This window comes from endosymbiont GvMRE of Glomus versiforme (assembly GCF_003546845.1).
The window spans coordinates 39490-54686 of the sequence record NZ_NWVA01000002.1; the positions used below are offsets into that span (position 1 = coordinate 39490).

15 protein-coding genes are annotated in these 15197 nt (G+C 32.6%); 14 read left to right on the forward strand and 1 reads right to left on the reverse strand.

Going from position 1 to position 15197, the window contains the following annotated elements; all coding sequences use genetic code 4:
* Positions 1–131 precede the first annotated feature (131 nt).
* Positions 132–2069 (forward strand): ATP-dependent helicase, encoded by a 1938-nt coding sequence (locus GvMRE_RS03795; RefSeq protein WP_147409947.1) that lies wholly within the window; start codon positions 132–134, stop codon positions 2067–2069.
* A gap of 24 nt (positions 2070–2093) precedes the next feature.
* Here GvMRE_RS03795 and GvMRE_RS03800 read toward each other — a convergent pair whose 3' ends face one another.
* A complete protein-coding gene (locus GvMRE_RS03800) occupies positions 2094–2630 on the reverse strand; it encodes an alanine--tRNA ligase-related protein (RefSeq protein ID WP_147409948.1) in 537 nt (178 codons plus the stop codon).
* Positions 2631–2884: 254 nt separating this feature from the next.
* Here GvMRE_RS03800 and GvMRE_RS03805 point away from each other — a divergent pair, with 254 nt between their 5' ends.
* The 13 genes from GvMRE_RS03805 (at position 2885) to GvMRE_RS03855 (ending at position 15193) form a co-directional block, all read left to right on the forward strand.
* On the forward strand, positions 2885–6109 hold the full coding sequence (locus GvMRE_RS03805) for a hypothetical protein (protein ID WP_147409949.1): 3225 nt from the start codon (positions 2885–2887) through the stop codon (positions 6107–6109).
* 5 nt (positions 6110–6114) lie between these two features.
* Positions 6115–6330 (forward strand): hypothetical protein, encoded by a 216-nt coding sequence (locus GvMRE_RS03810; protein WP_147409950.1) that lies wholly within the window; start codon positions 6115–6117, stop codon positions 6328–6330.
* Positions 6331–6995: 665 nt separating this feature from the next.
* Entirely contained in the window at positions 6996–7619 is a 624-nt protein-coding gene (locus GvMRE_RS03815; RefSeq protein WP_147409951.1) for an ERF family protein, read from the forward strand.
* Between the two features lies 1 nt (position 7620).
* Positions 7621–7935 carry a hypothetical protein gene (locus GvMRE_RS03820; RefSeq protein WP_147409952.1) on the forward strand — a complete coding sequence of 105 codons (315 nt, stop codon included), beginning with the start codon at positions 7621–7623 and terminating at the stop codon, positions 7933–7935.
* Between the two features lies 1 nt (position 7936).
* On the forward strand, positions 7937–8527 hold the full coding sequence (locus tag GvMRE_RS03825) for a hypothetical protein (RefSeq protein WP_147409953.1): 591 nt from the start codon (positions 7937–7939) through the stop codon (positions 8525–8527).
* On the forward strand, positions 8520–8723 hold the full coding sequence (locus GvMRE_RS03830) for a hypothetical protein (RefSeq protein WP_147409954.1): 204 nt from the start codon (positions 8520–8522) through the stop codon (positions 8721–8723). The genes GvMRE_RS03825 and GvMRE_RS03830 overlap by 8 nt, the downstream gene beginning before the upstream one ends.
* Complete coding sequence (locus tag GvMRE_RS03835) at positions 8723–8989, forward strand: hypothetical protein (protein ID WP_147409955.1); 267 nt, start codon at positions 8723–8725, stop codon at positions 8987–8989. The genes GvMRE_RS03830 and GvMRE_RS03835 overlap by 1 nt, the downstream gene beginning before the upstream one ends.
* Position 8990: 1 nt before the next feature.
* The gene (locus GvMRE_RS03840) at positions 8991–9737 is read left to right on the forward strand and encodes a hypothetical protein (RefSeq protein WP_147409956.1); all 747 of its coding nucleotides are present in this window, start codon (positions 8991–8993) and stop codon (positions 9735–9737) included.
* A 162-nt stretch (positions 9738–9899) separates the two neighbouring features.
* Positions 9900–10058 carry a hypothetical protein gene (locus tag GvMRE_RS13495; protein WP_172575244.1) on the forward strand — a complete coding sequence of 53 codons (159 nt, stop codon included), beginning with the start codon at positions 9900–9902 and terminating at the stop codon, positions 10056–10058.
* Positions 10059–10065: 7 nt separating this feature from the next.
* Positions 10066–10983 (forward strand): tyrosine-type recombinase/integrase, encoded by a 918-nt coding sequence (locus GvMRE_RS03845; RefSeq protein ID WP_147409957.1) that lies wholly within the window; start codon positions 10066–10068, stop codon positions 10981–10983.
* Positions 10976–11236, forward strand: coding sequence for a hypothetical protein (locus GvMRE_RS03850; protein ID WP_147409958.1), 261 nt, complete (start codon positions 10976–10978; stop codon positions 11234–11236). The genes GvMRE_RS03845 and GvMRE_RS03850 overlap by 8 nt, the downstream gene beginning before the upstream one ends.
* Before the next feature lie 1304 nt (positions 11237–12540).
* On the forward strand, positions 12541–12705 hold the full coding sequence (locus GvMRE_RS13500; RefSeq protein ID WP_172575245.1) for a hypothetical protein: 165 nt from the start codon (positions 12541–12543) through the stop codon (positions 12703–12705).
* Between the two features lie 13 nt (positions 12706–12718).
* Positions 12719–15193 (forward strand): P-loop NTPase family protein, encoded by a 2475-nt coding sequence (locus GvMRE_RS03855; protein ID WP_147409959.1) that lies wholly within the window; start codon positions 12719–12721, stop codon positions 15191–15193.
* The last annotated feature ends 4 nt before the right edge of the window (positions 15194–15197 follow it).

Below are 15197 nucleotides of genomic sequence, written 5' to 3' on the forward strand. Positions count from 1 at the left end.
AATTCCATATATATATATATATATTTTAACAACTTTTTAATTTTTATGATATTTTTTTATCATTATATTATAGTAAACAAAATACAATTTTTTCCTAAAAGAAAAATAATAAGTCAAAAATTCTTATAGTAATGGAATATTTACAAGAGTTAAATCCCCAACAAAAAAAAGCCGTTTTAGAAGAGCATAAATTAATTTGTGTGATTGCTGGACCCGGTTGTGGAAAAACCAAAACTTTAATTAGTCGAGTTATCCACTTGTTAGCCGCAAAAAAAATTGAGTCTCGGCAAATTTTAGTTTTAACCTTTGCTAAAAAAGCCATTAAAGAAATTAAAAAAAGGATTTATCCTTATATTGACCCCACTCAAAAATCAGAGTTAAATATTTATAATTTTCATTCATTTTGCTATGCTCTTTTAAGTAAACATGCTTATTTATTAGGGTTTCCCGAAAACAAATTTCCTGTTTATGACCGTCACGACCAAGAAAATATTATCAAAAAAATTATTTATGAACTTAATTATAGTGCTGAAAAAAAGGAAATTAGCACCATTCTTTCTTTAATCAGCAAGTGAAAAAATAACTTTGGTGTTGACCCCTTGGATTTAACAGAAGTTGACCGTCCAAGATACCAAATTTATCAAGAATACCAAAAATACTTACAAGAAAATCAAGCTTTGGATTTTAATGACTTACTAATTTATACCATTAAACTTTTTCATTTACACCCAGAAATAAAAAAAGAATATCAAAAACAGTTTCTTCATATTCTCGTTGATGAGTTTCAAGATGTTAATGATATTCAGTGAGAAATCGTTCAACAGTTAACTAGTAAAAAACAAAATTTATTCCTGGTCGGCGACCCGAACCAAGCTATTTATGGTTTTCAAGGAGCCAGCCCGCATTTAATTTCTTCTTTGGCGGAAAATAAAGAATGAACTGTGGTTTACTTAAACATTAATTACCGTTCAACAAATAACATTCTTTCCTTGGCTAATTCTTTTGTCAAAAAAAACCATGGCTTATTAATTAAAAATTTGTTAGTTCCCACCAAAGAAGAAGGGGCCAAAATTGTCCAGTTTAGTTATTTTCCTTTAAAATTGATTATTCGTCGCGTTCGCTGGTTATTAGCCAGGGAAAAACTACAATTTAGTGATATTGCTTTTCTTTATCGAAATAACTATCTCTCTATGCGAATTGAACAAGAATTAATTTCCCAAAAAATTCCTTATGAAATCCTGGGAGCCTTTAAATTTATTGAAAGAGGAGAAATTAAAGATGTTTTGGCTTTTTTACGGACTATTCTTTACCAAGATAATCTTTCTTTGCTAAGAGTTTTAAGTTTAATGGAAGGAATTGGCACCCGCACTATTGAAAAAATTGAAGTTAACAGCCAAAAGCAGGGAACAAGTATCTATCAATATTTAAACAATTACCAAAATATTATTAACCTTTCTTCCGAGGATAATGAAAAAGATAATGCAGAAATCGAAAAATTGAAACTCAGCCCAAAACAAACCGCTAAAATTTGTGAATTTGTACTAAAAATCAATAATTTTAAAAACGCTCTTAACCAAAAAAAGCCCTTAACCCCTTTTATTTCAGAAATTTTGGAAGCCTTTGCTTATTGAAAACATTTAGAAACTAAAACCAATAATCCGCGTGAAAGAGAGAAAAATATTCAACAATTCCTCAACGTGGCTCAAACTTGGGAAAAAAGACGTCGAACTATTGATAACAATCTAACGGAAATACTGAGTGCTTTTTTACAATACTTTTTAATTGCTTTTGAAGATAAAAAACTAATTAAAACTCGTAATAATCTTATTCTTTCATCTATTCATCAAGCCAAAGGATTAGAATTTGAGATTGTTTTTTTTGTTTATTTGGATGAAGGAACCTTGCCCTACAAAGAAAATAAAGACTTAACAGAAGAAAAGCGTCTTTTTTATGTTGGTATTACTCGAGCAAAGAGACTGTTATTTTTAATCAGCAGCAAACAGGACAGTTGCTCCTCTTTTTTGGAAGAAGTTGACAAAGAATTTATTAAAATGAAATTAGAAAATTAGGGACAAAAAAGCAAATTAATTTCATTAAAATGCTACCACTCCTTTCTTTTCACGGTCTTCTTTGCCACGTTTTTTTTGTTTTTCTAACAGTTTATTAAATTCTGTTTGTGAAAAATCACACCCTTTTTTCTTCAAACAGTACTCAATCAATTCCAAAGGTATACCATCAGTGTCATATCAAAAGAAAATTTTCTCAGCAGGAATTAGTTTTTGCGGATTCTTTTGACAATAAATATCAATTTTGTGAGTAGAATTTTGAATAAATTTGAAGTTATGATTAATTTCTTTTTTTAGATTATCAAGAATTGGGCTTTCTTTTTCTTTTAGGTGAATATAAAATGAGCCGTTAACTTCAACCAGTTTTTGGCTAAACATTAGTAAATCCTCAGGAGAAAAATTAAAAAAAAAACTTAATAAAACTGCTCTTTTAACCAATTTTTTCAAAATATAACCCCGACCCTTTGGAGCGAAGTCAGCACCATCCGCTAAAGCAAAAATGGTGGTGCGAAGATGGTCAGCGATAATATAATAATTACCTTTTTGTTCGTTAGTGTTACTCATATTATTATTTTAATTTTTAACTTGGCTTCATTTATACAAGAAAAAGTATGATGAGAAGACTGGATAGTCCTTAACTGGACAAACGGCTAACAAATGCCGAAAATAAAAAACTGGGGAAGTTCATCCCAACAACAGAAAGAGCAAAACAAACAAAATTATGAATGAAATTATTAATCAGGCACCACCATATGCCAAAACTCTGGTGAATTCTAGAGACAAAACAACCAAACAATTGAAAGGAAAAGTAAATTAAAATGAATGAAAATATAAACGAAAAAGAAAAACAACAATTAGAAAAAGAAATTGAAAGATATAAAGTAATAAATGAAGGTGAGTTAGACCCTAAACTAAAAGAACTTAATGAAAAGATAACTCCTTTGGAAATTGAAGTTGAAGACTTAAAAACCGAAGTGGAAAGTTTAAAAACAGGCTATGATGGAGACGATACTAACTTTAAAGAGTATCAAAAACAATTAAAAATTTTTGATAAATTTAGATTTTTAAGAAGTAAAAACGGCACACAATTAAACCAAAGATTAGCCCAAGTTAATATTGGAGGAACTAATGGACAGTTTTGAGCCGATAGAGCCATGCCGGCTAATTTCCTCCACAGTTTCTTAACTTGTGTGATGAATTTTGACACTCTAAGCTGGAATCAAATCCAACACGGCTTTGATAATCGCGGAGGCACCGGAGCCAATGGCAGCACCCTAGTAGTTAATGCTTGAGACGACCCTAATCCACTAGACCAAATTGATGTAGACAGTGGTTTTATAGTCTCCCACAATAGCAATTATTATCATCATTCTGACACTGCCCACGCTAATCAAAGGAATATCGGAAATGCTGGTCCTACTCCCAATTCTGCAGAGTGAGTAGACCGAAACTGACGCAGATACAAACAATATTATCAAAAAATGGTCGCAGTAGGAACAAATAGCTACATTAAAGACAAATCCGAAGTAATTATGCCAAGCTGAGTGCCAGTAAGAAATCTGATTAATCATATTAGTAGTGTCAAGCACGATGCCACAGGCTCGGCTGATGGTTATTTATTTGGCAGTGAAGTATTTATCCCTTATTATCAACAAGTTAAAGTAAATGGCACGACCTACGACCACACTAATTGGGTAGATATCAAACTAAATGAATTGAGAGACTTCTTTTTATTCTGTTTCCCTAATGGTAATAATGAATTATTAGCCAAAACCGGAGCTAATGATTATCGCTTAACTAACGGAACCAAAACTTATACTCTATTAGATAAAGACTATAAACAAGTAGGCTTATTCCCTCTTTATGAATTAGACACTGGACAGCAAAGTAGTTTTCAAACCACTCATGGTCTAGATACCGGCACAGTTAAACACGAATGAAAAGTTAAAGACGGAACTACGGATAAATGAATAAAAGTAAGAAAAGCCGTGAGTTTTGGCAATACCGGATTAAATACCAAAGGATTTTCCAGTATGGTTTCACTTTTCCACCAAGTCTGTGGCAACACCCAAGCAACAACTTGAATTAATGAAAGAAGCAATGAAACTAACATTGACCAAGGAGCAACCTTAAAAGTTTTAACCAACGGCACTTATACTTTGGCTAATGATAAACTAGTGTCCGGAAACAGCATTATTTCCTGTGGTGAACCAAATAGTAAAGAATACACCAAAAAGAAACAAGAATTAGACTTAAAAGAAAGTGAACTAAAAGAATTAAAAAGTGAATACCAAATTACTTTGCAAGAAAAGAAACTTAATGATAAAGAAATAAAAGACCTAGAACAAAAACTAGGCAAATTTACTAAAAAAGACAAGAATGCTTTGGCTAACAAACTGAAACATTTCCATAACCGAATTGAAGCCAAATTAGACACCTCTGTTACTCCTAATAAATGGAAATTCAAAGGCAACTCGGATACTTGTCCGAAACAAACCTGAGAAAACTGACATAATTTCTCCACAGATTATGACGAATTCTTGGAACTTATCGGCACAGACGAAACTAAATGAGAAAAAGACCACAAAGACCTAATTAATAGCAAACTTAAAGATGGAACGCACAAATACTTTAAAGATGTTATTGAAGCCAACTACAACAAATTAACGGCTAATTATCACAAGTATATTACTAGCAAATGTCCGTCTGACAAAGCCCCTAATAAATATTTTGAAGAGTGATTAAAAGACAAAAACAACAGCAAAAATGCTGAAAAAATCGTTCAAGATTTGGAAGCCTTAAAGAACTTTATTAACCTAGAAGGCACATCACTAGGAGACCATTTAAAGAAAATTAGTGAAAGTGAGTTAATTGCTACTGATATTGAAACGGCTCTCAAAAGAATTCTCGGAACTGATTATAAAATCCCTATGAAAAATAAGTGGGCTAAATCTGAATACGCCCAAGAGGATAAGTTTTGGAAACTAGTAAAAGACTTTTACTTAAAAACCGAGCAGGATTGAAAAGCCTTTATCAAAACCGAACACGGAACCCATGATAACTTAAAAGATTGGTTAAAAGACCCTGATTTAGATATTGAAGCCTTTATCGCTGCTATTCGCCGCTATCAAATCAAAAAATATGTTAATTCTAACCCTGACACTCGCAAGGAAATCAGAGAAAAGCAAGGCAAAGAAATGCTGAACTGATTTGCGGAAGTAGATAAATTAGGCTACACTTACTCAGATATCTCCAACAGCCAAAATGCTGATTACACTGCTGAAAAAGCCTATGAAGAACTGAAAAAGAAGTTTATGGGTAACATTGACGAAGCATTAGGATTAAACAAAAGCACAGATGGTGAAATTATCACTAAATGGCTAAACTTTAAGGAATATGGCACTAATGAAAAGATTGAAGCACTATTAAGCAGCATTAAAGAAGAAACAAAGCCTGAAAAAGAAGGTGGTAAAACCGAAAAGAAAATTAAAACTGATTTCTTGGAATTTGCTAAAGTCAAAGACTTAACCGAACTGTTAAAATCCAAATCACCCCAAGAAGTAGTGGCAATTATTAAAAGATACGAATTAAAAGATATTACAGAAGAAATAATTAATAGCAAAGAACCAAAAGGGGAAGGAGCCGAGTTTAACAAAAGCAAAAGCCAAATCACCGAAGAATTAGAAAGTGTTAAAGCCAAACTAGAAGAAATTGAGAAAGTCGGACAAACGCTAACTGAAGAAGAAACCAAAGTAAAAACCGCAGTCTTGGCTAAATTAGCAAGCATTGCCAAGATGGAAAGCAAAACTACTTCGGAACCAACCGGAGGCAAACCAAAGAGTGAAGAAAGTGAAGAAACTCCGGCCAAAGAAACCCAACCTGAACCAAAAGCCAAGGGTAAGTTCCCAACCTGAGCTTGATGGTTAATCGGAGCAACAGTGATAGCTCTCGGAGCAGGGGCTTTATATTACTTTGTCTTTCGCAAAAAAAATGGTGGTGACAACAGCGAAGGAACCGACGAAGCTAACGAAAAAGGAGAATAATAAACATGACTGAAACCAATATAAGAGAGAGGGATTATTCGCCGTTTAGTTTTCTAGCTGTCCCACCAAAGAAAGTTAAAAAGCCGCTCCCTGACGGCTGTGGTCGGCTGTGAATAGACGACCAGTTTCACCTCAATGGCAATAATTATTATATTTACACTTGCCATTCTTGTCAAGACAAGCAAATAAAGAAAGGAGGAAATGGGCAGAAAGAGAATTAAATGTTTAGGCTGTGGCAAGCCAGAACACAAATGCGAGTGTAAATAACTTGCCCTAGTTAATTGAGTGTTTTTTTACTAGGGCACACTTACAAGCATTAACTGTTGAAAATGTTAAAGGTGATTTGTATTCAGAAGATTTTTTTACTTTAACAGGAAACACTCCGGACAGTTAAAAAGGTGGTGGCTGGAAAATAAGAAAACCAGCCACCACTAAATGCCAGCGGGAAACTCTGCATGGTTTAACCGCTGGCACCATATGTCAGCAAGCAGGAATCAATCTAATTCTATGTTGTAACTTGTTCATACAGAAATACGGAATCTAAAAAAGCAAGGTTATTGAAAGGAGATTGATTTAAAAATGTTATTTTTTTAACCTAATTAAATTCTTGCTTGTTGACGCCATATGCCAGCGAAAGTGGATCCGCCACTCTCCTGTGGAAACAAAACTTTCGCTGGTATCAAACGCCAGCAAAAATTAGTTCCTAAATCTAAAAAAAAGCTGGCACCAATATGCTGACTAGTAAAGAATAAGTTTCTCTTATCTTTATTTAGTCGGCACCAACAACAGGAGGGAAAGCAAAAATTAATGGAATAATTTTTTGTAGTTTTCATTTTTCCCTCCTGTTAATATGTTCCAAAAGGGAACACCAAATTTTTAAGCAAATATGAATCAAACGGATACAGTAAAAGAAAAAGCAAAAAAACCCCAGGGTAACCACACCCTTTACCAAAAAATCCAGCAAATCCAAAGTGAAGTAGGAGAGTTGGTTAAGCGAAGCCAAAATGCTTATTATAAATATTTCAACGAAAAACAAGTCCTAGAACTATTAAAACCTCTCCTAGATAAGCAAAAGTTAGCCATCTTATTAAGTGATGATAATGAGGCTGAATTTATTTGTGAAAAGCAAGACAACAACTGATTTGTTAAGTATCGCAAACTAATGCTAGTAATTGACACTGAAAGCAGAGAAAAAGAGAAATTTAGTTTTTGAGCTACCGGAATTAACCAAGACCCAGCGAAAGCCAAAGGAGCAGCGGAAACTTATGCTGTGAAATGCATTTTAAGCAAATTCTTTTTAATTCCTATTGGTGATGAATTAGACCCAGACAAAATTAATGGTGCTTCTAAACCGCAAACAGTAGTTAACCAACCGCAGACTAAGAAAGTAATTGACCTTGGCGAGTGCCAACAAGTAGACTGTGAGAATGGAGCCATTGGCAAAAGAATGGATGGTTTTCAAGCCAAGGCTTATTGCAATAGTCATTTAAATGAAAGGAGAAAGGGGTAGTATGAACCAAACAATTTTTAATAAAAAACGTTGTCCTTTTTACTGGGATAAAAATACTGGAATGACTGGTAAAATCATGAATGAAAAAACTAGAAAATGTATTCTTTACCAAGCCAAGGATAATGAACAAGGAGAACCAGGTTGTGTTTATCATGGCAGCATGTCCCCAGTTTGCTCTTGCCAAAGTAAATATCTTTCAGTAGATATGGTGAAAATAGGAAAAATGAAGTGAGAGTGTCCGAAGTGCCAAAAACAAATGACTGGGAAAAAGAGCGATAATGGCTATAATGTTTATGATTATGGAGGTAGTAAATAATATGGAAACAAAGAACTTAAAAGAGAAAATACAAGCATTAATTAGTGAAAATGATAAACACTACAAAGAAGTAATTAAACCTGCTTGGGATTTTCTTTATAAAAAGCAAGCTGAAATAAAAGAACTAGAAGCAATTGAACGATTACAAAACCACCCGCACCTTTTACATTCTTATCTAGTATACAAAAGCATTAGCAGAGGGAATTATCAGCCTGAAATAGCCGAACAGATTAATTTTTATGGTAGTGCTAACGGACAAGAAAAGTTATTAGAAGCAATTAACAGCGATATAGAACGATTTGAGAAAGATAAAGTAGAAAAGAACCAATTGTCAAACGAACAACCAACTAACGAGCAATTATTAATAATGTTAGGCGAAAGAATAGCCATAGGAGAAATTAAAAAGCAAAGGTGCGACGAGGATGATGGTTATGTTGCTCTTTTTATAGGAAACGAGGAGGATAATTGCTACTATCCGAAAGACTACGAAATAATAATGAGTTTAGAAGATGGCACAATTGAACCTAACCGAGTAAAAGAATTTTTAGATAAACACGAATTAAACCAAGAAAAGGAGGTAAAGCATGAATAGTAATTGAAAAGAAGTCGGAATGTTTGCTGTCAAAGGCTTAATAGTTATTGGCTTGATTTTACTTTTCCTATTTTTATTGCTCTTAATTCTTTTTTGGATAAGTCAAAAAGCCGAAGGCAAATGTGTCAATTGTGGCAGGAAAATCAATGTCTGTCGAAGTTGTCGGCAGAAAGATGATGAGGAGGAGGGAGAATAATGGATAACTTTGAAATAACTAAAACAAATTGCTTTACTTGTAAACAATTAAAGTGAACTGTTGCATTAGATACTAGAATAAGCACAAACCGCCCCACTACTAAGGGAATTGTTAATTGCTTTTGTAAAGAATGTTTAGAGAATTATAGGCAAGAACTCATAAGAAACAAGTCTATGCTTGGAGAATATGAATATCTACTTGAAAGCATGAACAAACTTTTGATTGAAAAAAAAACTGAGATTTCATTGAAGGAAATGATAGAATAATATGAATAACCAAGTAACCCAAGCCAAAGTAATCCAAATAGAAACAAAACAAGACAAAAACAACAAAAATTACCAAGTTTTATATTTAACTAATCCTGCTTGAAAAAACCCTTATAAACTGCTTAATTTTCACCATAATCCCAAGAACAAAAACTTGGTTCTGAACCAAGAATACATGTTTACTATCCAAGAAAATAAGTTAGTAAGCTGGGATTATACCGAAAAAGAAAAAACTCGCCTTGCAGAATTAGAATTAAAAAAACAGCAAGCAGAAAAGCAAAGAAAGGAAATCATTGCTAAATATAAGAACACTGAGTGAGAAAAAGAACATTTATCCAAAAGACACAAATACCAAGAAGGCTTATATGAGAATAAATGTTTAGATTGCCAACTATTTTATGATGCCAAAACCGGAGCCAAGAATTTTTACCAAGGACTAATCAGCAGTGAAAGCATTAACCAAAAGCACTATGAGAAAATGTGACAAATCCCCCACGGAGAGCTTTTAGGAGAATTAAAAAGAAGGATTTTACTAGGAGAGATTAAGATTAAAACTTTTGAACCAGACTTGAATAATCCTATTGCTCCTTTGGCTTTGGCTAGTAAAGGACAATTACTAGACTTGAATAGTTTACTGTGATTAACTGAATATCACCAAAGTGTAAAAGCAGAAAAAAGCTCTCGTCAACACCAAAGAATAGATATTTGAGGAGGCAAAATGGCTTTGGAAGGAGGCAATAATGAGTAATCGCTATAACCACTGCCCCAAATGCCACCAATGATTAGGCTGAAAGAACTTTTTCTATTTTTGGAAAAAAGATAAACCCTGCTCTAATTGTGAGGAGAGACAGTTATAAAATGGGTGAATTTTGCGTTATTTGCTGAAATTTGATTGAGAAAGGAAGAAAATATGACTAAAAAACAGTGCCAATATAAGTCTCCTTATTGTCAAAAAGAAGCTGAATACCAACATATTATTAAATTAGGGAAAGTGAAGGTTTATAAGGGACACATTTGTGATATTTGCAAAGAATATTCAAAGAAAATAAAGAAAGGAGAAAAACAATAAAATTTCTATGAAGAACATTAATGATTATATAAAATGACTAGAAAATAAAAATTTATCTCCCAGAACGGTTGAATCATATAGAAAAATAATTAGCAAATATTATGATTTCGACCTTGTGAATGAGGAATACATTGAACTTCTTATTAAAAAACTTAGTAAAAAAAGAGAAGCTTTCACTTGCAGATCCTATTATAATGCCTTAAAGTCTTGTGCTAACTTTCAAGGAATTAAGGATATTGATTGAAAGAGAATATATAGAATTATTCCTAAAATTCAAAAGAAATTTTATTCTACAATTGACGAAGAAGAACTAAAACTATTGAAACAAACTAGATTTGAAGAAAGCGAAAAAGTCTATCAAAGAAATAGCCTTATGTTGGATTTTCTTTTCTATTCAGGATTAAGGGCTAGTGAGTTGGTAAGCATAAAACATTACGATTATTCTAACGAAGTGTTAAAAATACACGGAAAAGGTAATAAATACAGGTCTGTTTTTCTCCCTAAATTTTTAATCAAACATTTCAAAACTAATTCAACTGATTATCTTTTCTTAGATACTAGGAAAAATAGAAATGTTAAATTTTCACCTCGCCGGATATGAAAAATTGTTAACCAAAAAGTTAAATTATCTGGCATTAGTAAATGAGTTAGTTCTCACACTTTTAGGAGAAGTCTAGCAACAAATCTCTACAACCGAGGCGGCAAACTAGAGACTATTCAAAAACAACTCGGACACAGTAATATCCAAACAACTTTGGATTATATTCACAGTGACCACAACACACTTTATCAGGATTATAGCAAAATATTCAAAGAAAATAAAAAACAGCCTAATTTAGAAAGTAATGAGAAAGATTTAGAAAAATATTCCACTGATGAACTTTTGAATGAAATAAGTAGAAGAGTAGGAGGGAAACATGCTTAAACCAATCGCCACTAAACAAAAAGAAAGCGAATTAAAAGACTACGAACTAGCCAAAAAATCTCTTGACTACACAAGAAGCAAGTATAAATTAACAAGAAAATCGCCTGAACCTGTAAATGAACAATCTTGATTACAAGAACAAGAAATATTAAGGCAAAAATTCAAAGTCACAAGAGAGGAATGAAAGCAAAGAGAGAAAGTTAAAGAAAAACATTTAAATAAATTATTTAAGGAAGGAGATATTAACGTGTAATACATTATCTCCGGTGAACCTTAAAAAGTTCACAACTCTTTAAAAATACTAGTTATAAAATAAAGTAGAAGTAACTAGCCTACTTATTCCTTATGTGATAAAGATATTTTTCTTTTACACGAGTATTTAAGGAATATTCGTTTATTTTTTCTTGAATAATTAAAGAAACGAGAAGAGAATAAGGATCAGATTACAAAGAGTAGTGTTGTTCACAAATTAAAAATAGTCTGTTGTTAATAAACGAACAAAAGACACATTTTAGAATTGTATAACCTACGATCGCGGTCAAAGAACTAGCTATTCAATGAAGATAACAAGCTGTCGAAAGGCGTAAGTTTTCTTAATGGTGAAAAAAAGAAACAACTTTTTTATACTGTTTTGAAACTAGACGGAGAAAGACTCATGAGAAACTTGTAAATTAGCAAGCCATAATTGGTAAATTTTCTTCTGAATAGGAAAAGCCAAAGTAAACCCAGACACATAGACACTAGAAAACTAGAAATGGTTGACCCGGGGTTCTTCCCTAAGCAAAATACTAACTTAGGCTAAAAAACAAAAAGGCTTTTCCCGTGACTCTTACTGGAAAAAGAAAAGAAAATCACATTTAAAGTGAAATTCATTTCTAATCACCAGAAAAAGTTATTCAGGATAGTTAATTTTTAGAAAAAAAGTGGTTTATACTTTCTCCAAAAAAAGGCTATTTGGATAATTGGTGATTTAATTTTTTTTGCTAGGAATAAAGAAAACAGGAAGAAAAGGTTTTTTTTATTTTTTAAATTAATTAAACTTATTTACATAGTAAATAAAAAGGCATTTTGGCAATGTTTTTTTTCATTTCTTTTTTTATATATTTTTTTCTTTTTATATTATAAAGAATAAGGTTTAATCCAATTAAACATTACAACTTGTTGGAGTGTTTAATTGGATTAAATTAAATCAATAACGGAAACGTCTACTTGTCTTTTAATTCTTCTTCGGGGCATCATTATTCTTTTGTTTCTCATTTGTCTTTTTAATCGTTCCCGAGGAAACATAAGTTAAACCTAAGTCAATCATTATTCATTAAGGGAACGCAAAGATGGTTAACGAATACGTTTCTCGTCTCTTCATTATTAAAAAGAAACAAACGTGGTCTGTTTTGTCAAAAAAGACAAATCGTCAATTAACCTTTTAACTTTTAATTAAGACTTTGGCAAGCAATTTTGAAACAAAAATTAAGTCATCAATAGAATTAACCACCGACCTTTAAATTGTTAGTTTCTTTCGCCATCCACATTTGTTTTAGCCAAAATGAATTATAGACTGTGCCGATAAGAAATAAACAACTAGGTTTGAAAGTCAGCGAAGAATTTTATTGAAACCTAAAAAAAATATCTCTCGAAGAAAGATTAAAAATGGTAGAAGTTGTAGAAAAAGCATTAGACTTATATGTTAAAAACCGAGATCGGCATAAACAAAATAATACTTAAAAATGTTTTGAAGATGAACTACGCCCGCCTTAGATCTAAAGAACGTGAGGAAGAAGAAAAACTTCTCGCTGAAGTTAATGCCAAAACTCTATCCAACTACTTTTCTACTTTCAGTGCATTTTGAGAGCAGAGTAACGTAAAAGATTATTTTATTAGTTCTCCAGATTTAACCAAAGAAGACCAAAAACTAGAAAAACTAACCGCCAAAGGGTTCACAGGATTAGTCTATCAGAAGTGAAAATATAACGTTCACTATGGAAGCAAAGAACAGTTTATAGGTCGATTTGCTTCCGAGATAGGCAGTAAGTTCCAAGAATTAAAGAGAACCGAGAATTTATATCACAAATTATTCCCTAATATAAAACTAAAAATTGAGAAATTAATCACTTTAAAGAGTAGTGATAAAACTACCGGGAGCACTCTTAAAGACCGCTTCCAAGATAAGAGTGTAGATCGCACAGTTAACAAAGACAACAAAAAACTAACTTCTGAAGTAGTTAGAAGCAAAGAAAAGCCTTATCGCTCCATTGACATGGTTGGAGGCGAATATGGAGTGCAAGAAAAAGAATGAGCTAAAGATGCCAAAGAAAGGAGAGGCAATTGAACTTCGGCAGAAGTAGAAGTACAAACTGGTTTAAGAAAAAGGAGCAAAGATGATCCTGATCGTTGAGAGTGACAACCTAATTTAGATAAAGGAGAAGATAAGTTAACAGAGCGAGATAAAGACCGAGACAAAGGAACTCAACGAGACAGCACTACTAGGGTAAGTACTAAAGAAGAACAACCTTCCTTTTTAACTCAAATGTCGAAGATTATCGACCAATGTATGGCTTTGGAAACTCCCATAGCCGAATATGTGGATAGTTTTGGTCATTTTTTTTATATTAATGCCATGTGTCGAGGAATAATAGAATGAAATTCCGCCACTGCTTCAACCGAATTAAAACCTGCTAAACCTGTTCCAATAACAGAGGAAATCGAAGAAACCGCCGAAGAGAAAAAAATTAAAAAACAAAAAGACCAATTTGCAACTTTAACTCCTGATGAATATCAATCTTTAAAAGAAAAAGCCGAAGCAGTAGAAGATACTTTAATCTTGGAAAATTTGGCTAGGAGAACAAATGTAGTGAAAAAAGCAGGAGGGAAAGCCAAAGAAAATCGATTAAAAGGAATGACTGGCTTATGTCTAGCATTTAGTGAGGAAGTTATTTGAAGCGATTTAGAGAATTATGATAAAGTAATGAAAGGAATTACCGGCTTTGCTGAGTTTAAAGAAGAATTACGTAAAAAAACAAAAACGGCTTATTATTATCGTTCAATTGGTAAGAAAATACCTCAAACCTTTTATTGTCTATGTGGGAAAGCAGGAGTAGGAAAAACGGAGATTAGCAAAACCTTAGCCAAGGCTTATAAGCGTCCGATTGTTATGATTGGTATGGCAGGACAAAATCACCCTAAAATTTTAAAGGGAATGCGACCTACTTTGGATAGTGCGACCTATGGAAGAGTAGCTGGTGCATTATGTGATGCCACCACCGCAGTTTTTAGAACTAAAACCGAATGAGAAACCAAATTAAAACATTTAGAAAGCAAGAAAAAAAAAACTAACTACCAAAACGAAAGAATAGAGTATATAAAAGAAGAAATTAAAGCAATAAAAGACCAAGAAAAAGATAAAGAAAGACTAACCAAGACTCTTAATTCAATTAACCAATATGGCTCTAAAAAAGAAAAGATTATATATCTTAATTTACAAGAGAGAATAAATAGATTATCCGGTAAATTTTATGCTTTTCCTAGTCAAGCACCAATTATTTTATTAGATGAATTTGAGAAAGTTAAAGAGGAAACAGTAATGTTCGTGGTAGGACAAATGACCGATAGGGAAATTAATTCTAATTATTATGATGATTTTTTAGAATTTGATGTAGATTTAAGCCAAGCCATAATTATGCTAACTGCAAATTATTGAGACAGAGTGCCTGACTTTGTGCGTTCTCGTTGCAAAAAAGTGAATATTCAATTGTTAACTTTTGACCAAAGATTAGAGATTTTAAGGAACAGGAGAGATGCTTTTGTAAGGGAATATTTTCCTAGTGATATAGTAGGAAAAGAAACTGTTAACGGAGTAGAAATAAAATATGATGAAGACGAATATAACAAAAGCCATGAACCTGATACTTTTACTACCGAACAAGAACAAGTACGAAAAAAAATAAGTGAAAAATTTTTGGCTCGCTGTATTACAGAAGAATTTGGAATTCGAGGAGGAATTATGAACTTAGTAGATGCAATTAACTTTTTAGTTGAATTAAAAATCGAAGGGTTGCTTGATTATTTGCCTACTTTGGATGATGGAGAAAAGGATGAAAACAGAAAAGAAGGCAATCATCCTTATAAAATAGAAAGGAATGTTAGAGAAGATGGAGAGGGTTCTATCACTTTGCATTATCAAATAACCGATAAAAATAGTAAAGTTAGTGAGTAATTAT